Annotated in this window: 7 protein-coding genes; 6 read left to right on the forward strand and 1 reads right to left on the reverse strand. The window is 68.9% G+C overall.

Annotation, left to right across the window (positions count from 1 at the left end):
- Together flgA and flgM are read left to right on the forward strand one after the other, a co-directional pair.
- On the forward strand, positions 1–617 hold a 617-nt coding region (flgA, locus tag FKP22_RS21630), incomplete at its 5' end, for a flagellar basal body P-ring formation chaperone FlgA (protein ID WP_310733355.1).
- A 112-nt stretch (positions 618–729) separates the two neighbouring features.
- Positions 730–1029: a flagellar biosynthesis anti-sigma factor FlgM gene (flgM, locus tag FKP22_RS21635; protein WP_141289757.1), complete on the forward strand. Its 300-nt coding sequence runs from the start codon at positions 730–732 to the stop codon at positions 1027–1029.
- 30 nt (positions 1030–1059) lie between these two features.
- On the opposite strand, the gene FKP22_RS21640 is transcribed toward flgM, so the two are convergent.
- Positions 1060–1554, reverse strand: a complete 495-nt coding sequence (locus FKP22_RS21640; RefSeq protein ID WP_141289758.1) for a cupin domain-containing protein — start codon at positions 1552–1554, stop codon at positions 1060–1062.
- 258 nt (positions 1555–1812) lie between these two features.
- On the opposite strand from FKP22_RS21640, the gene FKP22_RS21645 reads away from it, so the two are divergent.
- From FKP22_RS21645 to FKP22_RS21660, 4 genes are read left to right on the forward strand one after another with little or no spacing between them, the layout of a single operon-like run.
- The gene (locus tag FKP22_RS21645) at positions 1813–2691 is read left to right on the forward strand and encodes a DUF3034 family protein (RefSeq protein WP_231010465.1); all 879 of its coding nucleotides are present in this window, start codon (positions 1813–1815) and stop codon (positions 2689–2691) included.
- Between the two features lie 22 nt (positions 2692–2713).
- Entirely contained in the window at positions 2714–3172 is a 459-nt protein-coding gene (locus FKP22_RS21650) for a group I truncated hemoglobin (protein WP_141289760.1), read from the forward strand.
- Positions 3169–3804: a cupredoxin domain-containing protein gene (locus FKP22_RS21655; protein WP_141289761.1), complete on the forward strand. Its 636-nt coding sequence runs from the start codon at positions 3169–3171 to the stop codon at positions 3802–3804. The genes FKP22_RS21650 and FKP22_RS21655 overlap by 4 nt, the downstream gene beginning before the upstream one ends.
- Positions 3805–3863: 59 nt before the next feature.
- Entirely contained in the window at positions 3864–4529 is a 666-nt protein-coding gene (locus tag FKP22_RS21660) for a sigma-70 family RNA polymerase sigma factor (protein WP_141289762.1), read from the forward strand.
- Positions 4530–4628 lie beyond the last annotated feature (99 nt).

Raw genomic sequence — 4628 nt, forward strand, 5'->3', positions numbered from 1 at the left:
GCGGCCGCATCCAGCAGCTGGCGCACGACAGCGCGGTGCTGGGCAGCGGCAACAAGAACACCCGCGTGGAGATCGAGGTCGGCGCGCTGGACCCTCGGCTGCGCCTGGCGCCTTGCCAGAAGATCGAACCCTATCTGCCGCCTGGCCTGCCGACCTGGGGCCGCACCCGCATCGGCCTGAAATGCGTGCAGGGCAGCAAGGCCTGGAACGTCAGCCTGCCGCTGACGGTGCACGTCTGGCGGACCGCGATGGTGCTGCGCGACGCCCTGCCCGCCGGCACCGTGCTGCTGGCCAGCCACCTGATGGAAGCCGAGGTCGACCTGGCCGCCGGCACCGGCATGCCGGTTGCCGAAGCCAATGGCCTGGTGGGCCGCTCGCTGCAGCGCGGCATGGCCGCCGGCAGCGCGCTGCGCCCGCCAGACCTCAAGGCACGCCAGTGGTTTGCCGCTGGCGAGACGGTGAAGGTGGTGGCCGGCGGTGCCGGCTGGGCCATCGCCACCGAAGCCCAGGCCATGAACCCGGGCATAGAGGGCCAGACCATTCGCGTGCGCACCGAGGCCGGCAAGGTCTTGATGGGCCGCGCGGTGGCCGACCGATTGGTCGAAGTGGCCTTGTGAAAACCCGCTTTTCTCGATTCGAAATGGCTAAAGTCCCGCCAAAGTGTTCCGATACAGCACCCAAGTGCACCGGATCCCTGGAGTTTCCCCGGGCCAGCAGGAGAGCAACATCATGAAGATCGGTTCCCCCGACAGCCAGCCTGGCATCAGCCAGCTGGTCAACGACCGCAAGGCCGCTGGCACCGACAAAAAATCGGGCAGCGCCGCAGCGGAACCTGTGAGTGCCGAAGTGGCCATCTCGTCCACCGCCAGCGAGCTGCGCAACGCCCCGACCGACGCGACCTTCGACACCGAGAAGGTCCAGCGCATGGCGCAAGCCATCCGCGACGGCAAGTTCGAGGTCAACGCCGGCAAGATCGCCGACAAGCTGATCAGCAACGCGCAGGAACTGCTGGGTCGCCAGCCTTCCTGAGGCCGCGCCAGCGCTGAACTTGCCCCATTCCTAGGGTTCGCCGTCCCAGTAGTCGAGTGCGTCCGCGGGGCGCTGCACCACTTTGACGCCGGCGGCCCAGGCCTGCACTTTCCCGGAATCCGGGTACTCGCAGATCTCCGGTTTCTGCTGGGTGCTGATGGACATGTACTTCAGCATCGCGTCCGAAGTGTTGATCAGCTGGTGCGGGTACTCGGGGCCGGCCGGGATGAAGATCACGTCGCCGGCGCGCACCGGCAGCAACTCGCCGGCCACGCGCAGCGTGCCGCGGCCTTCGAGGATCACGAACATCTCCTCCTGCGAATGGTGCAGGTGGTAGGGGCAGCTCTGCTTGCCGGGCGGCACCATGTCCACGCCGGCGCCCAGCTGCCTGGCCACCGTGCCGCCAGACAGGCTGGCGAACAGGCTTTCGTAGCGCGGCGGGCGCATCTGCCGCTCGGCCGCCGGGCCGGTCAGTTGCTCGTCGATGTTGCGGATCAGTCGCTGGCGCAATTCCTTGGCGTCCATGGCTTTCCTTCGGGTTTGCTGGCGGGGGCAGGCTGTGATGCCCAGCATAAGCTGCGTGCGCTTGTGCCGGCTTGGCGGGGAATTTAGCCGCGGGTGGCCAGGCGCTGCATCCAGATCCGGTTGGGCTGCGTACAAGCAAGGATGGAGAAGGCTCCGAAGTGAGGCCATTCCCAACCCAACCCCAATAGGAGAGTTGCCATGACCAGAGGATGCAACCGAGGCCGCCCCAGGCGGGCGCCCCAGCCGTGGCTGGCTGCAATGTCCGCACTGGCAATGCTGGCCCTGCCGCTGACGGCCCATGCCGAGGGCGGCAAACTGCTGCTGACCGGCGGCGTCAGCACGATCGACGGCGTGGGCGGCGGCGGCCTGGTGCCGTGGGCGCTGACCACCGGCTACGGCACGGACGGCGAATGGGGCGGCTCGGCCTTCGTGACCGGCGTGAAGACGCAGGACTACCGGCTCAAGGTGTTTGGCGCCGGCCTCACCTGGAGCGACCGGGTGGAATTCACCGTGGCCCGGCAGGACTTCGACACCGAAGACAACCTGGCCCCGCTGGGCCTGGACGGCCTGCGCCTGCGGCAGAACCTGCTGGGCGTGAAAGTCCGTGTCGCGGGCGACGCGGTGCTGGACAGCGACACCTGGACGCCCCAGGTCGCCGTGGGGGCGGTCTACCACCACGTGGACAGCGGCGCGCTGGCGCCCACGCTGACCGGCGCGCTGGGCGCCAAGACGCATGGCACCGAGCTCTACCTCAGCGCCACCAAGCTGCTGCTGGCGCAAGGCCTGCTGGTTAACGGCACGCTGCGCATGACCAAGGCCAACCAGGATGGCCTGCTCGGCTTCGGCGGTGCGCAGGACAAGGACTGGCACCTGCAGCCCGAGGTCGCGGTGGCCTGGCTGCTGAGTCCGCAATGGGCGGTGGGCGCTGAATACAAGGCCAAGCCGGACGCGCTGAACCATTCGGCGCTGGGTGACGGTGCCTTGAAGGAAGACGACTGGAAAGACTTGTTCGTGGCCTGGGCGCCCAACAAGCATGCCTCGTTGACGCTGGCCTGGGTGGACCTGGGGCGCATCGCGCCCGCGGTGCAGCCGCGCCGGCAGACGGGCGCCTACCTCTCGGCCCAGCTGGCGTTCTGACGCCCTTCCTTCCGGAGATCCCATGCCTTTCCATGCGTCCTCTCTTCGCACCGTGCGCGTCCTGGCCCTTGCCCTCGCAGGCAGCTTTGCCGCCGCGCAAGCGGGTGCCCAGTCCGCCGCCACGTCGGAGCTCTATCAGTCCTTTGGTGAGCAGGCCGGCCTGCTGGCGCTGAGCACCGACCTGGTCGACCGTGTCTCGTCGGACCCGCGCATTGCCGGCTTCTTCGAGAAGACCAACCGCGCTGCGCTGGCCAAGCAGCTGGCCGACCAGTTCTGCCAGCTGTTGGGTGGCCCGTGCCGCTACGCCGGCGTCGACATGAAAACGGTGCACCAGGAGATGGGCATCAGCAAGGCCGATTTCCACGCGCTGGTCGAGGACCTGCAGGCGGCCATGGCGGCCCGCCACATTCCGTTTTCCGTCCAGAACCAGCTGCTGGCCCGGCTGGCGCCGATGCACCGCGACATCATCGAGACGCCATGAACGCCCGCTTCCCCCGCCTCTCCTTCGCCGGCCTGCTGTTGGGTGCAGCGCTCTCGGCCGCCCAGGCCGCCTCGATGACGGTGCGCGTTGTCGACACCACCGGCCAGCCGGTGCCGGACGTCGCGGTCGTCGTCAGCTCGCGCAGCAAGCCGGGACGGGCTTCGCCGGTGCCCACGGTGGAGATCGCCCAGCAGGGCGTGCGCTTCGTGCCGGCGATGGTCATCGTCACGCCCGGCACGAAGATCAAGCTGACCAACCGCGATTCGTTCGACCACCATGTGCGCGGTACAGAGGGGCAGAGCTTCGAGTTCCGCATTGCGGGTGCCGATGCGAACAAGCCGCCCGCCGCTTCGCCGGAAGTCGTGCTGCAAGGCGGTGCCGGTCCGATCCAGCTCGGCTGCTACCTGCACTCGCGCATGCAGGCCAGCATCTACGTGGCCGAATCGCCCTGGTACGGCGTGACGGGCAAGGACGGCGTGGTCACGCTGGACGATGTGCCCGAAGGCGCGGTGGACGTGGCCGTCTGGCACTCGCAGCAACTGGTGGAGCAGCCGGTGCTGCACGCGCAGCAGACGGCAACCCCGACGAATGTGGTGGCGACGCTGAACTTCACGCCGCGCCAGCGTCGCTGAGCCGAGGCTGGCGCGCATTGCCGATGGTCAACTGAACACACCGCCTGTATCGTCGCCCGATGCCTGTTGCCACTGCTTCTTCCTCTGCCGCCGAGCTGGCGGCCTTGATGGCCCGCATCGCCCTGGGCGACCGGGCGGCGTTCCGGGCCTTGTACGACGCGACGGCGGCGCGCCTGCTGGGCGTGGTCCTGCGCATCCAGCCCGACCGTGGCCGGGCCGAGGAGGTGCTGCAGGAGGTGTTCGTGAAGGTCTGGGGCGCGGCGCGCGGGTTCGATGCCGAGCGTGCGCAGCCCATGACCTGGCTGTACAGCCTGGCGCGCCACGCGGCCATCGACAGCCTGCGCCGGCAGAAGGCCGATCCGGTGCGCACCGTATCGCCGCCTGCCAGCGCGTTGGCCGAAGGCGACGACAGCGACCCGCTGGAGCAGGTCGCAGGAGACGGCCCCGGCCCGGTGGACCTGATGGAGCAGGCGCTGCAGGCGCGGGCGGTGCGCGGCTGCATGGGCAGCTTGCAGAACGACCAGCGGCAAAGCCTGGCGCTGGCCTTCTACGACGGGCTCACGCATGCCGAAGTGGCCCAGCACCTGGGGCAGCCGCTGGGCACGGTGAAGAGCTGGTTGCGGCGCGGCCTGCTGGCGCTGCAGAAGTGCCTGGCGATCGGCGAGCTGGGTGGCAGGTTCGGCAGCGGGATGACCAGCATGGGCGACATGTCCACAAGGAGTTGATGACATGGATTACTCGCGCCCCGAACGGGCCGAGCGCCTGGCCTCGGAATACGTGCTGGGAACCTTGCGCGGCGCCGCGCGCAGCCGCTTCGAGGCGCT

This window comes from Ideonella azotifigens, assembly GCF_006519715.1.
GTDB classification, from domain to species: Bacteria; Pseudomonadota; Gammaproteobacteria; order Burkholderiales; family Burkholderiaceae_C; genus Ideonella; species Ideonella azotifigens.

Excerpts from the sequence above, each read along its gene's own strand:
- FKP22_RS21640 (WP_141289758.1), bottom strand. The coding sequence starts at position 1,554 with ATGGACGCCAAGGAATTGCGCCAGCGACTGATCCGCAACATCGACGAG.
- FKP22_RS21645 (WP_231010465.1), top strand. The coding sequence starts at position 1,813 with ATGTCCGCACTGGCAATGCTGGCCCTGCCGCTGACGGCCCATGCCGAG.
- FKP22_RS21650 (WP_141289760.1), top strand. The coding sequence starts at position 2,714 with ATGCCTTTCCATGCGTCCTCTCTTCGCACCGTGCGCGTCCTGGCCCTT.
- flgM (WP_141289757.1), top strand. The coding sequence starts at position 730 with ATGAAGATCGGTTCCCCCGACAGCCAGCCTGGCATCAGCCAGCTGGTC.
- FKP22_RS21660 (WP_141289762.1), top strand. The coding sequence starts at position 3,864 with ATGCCTGTTGCCACTGCTTCTTCCTCTGCCGCCGAGCTGGCGGCCTTG.
- FKP22_RS21655 (WP_141289761.1), top strand. The coding sequence starts at position 3,169 with ATGAACGCCCGCTTCCCCCGCCTCTCCTTCGCCGGCCTGCTGTTGGGT.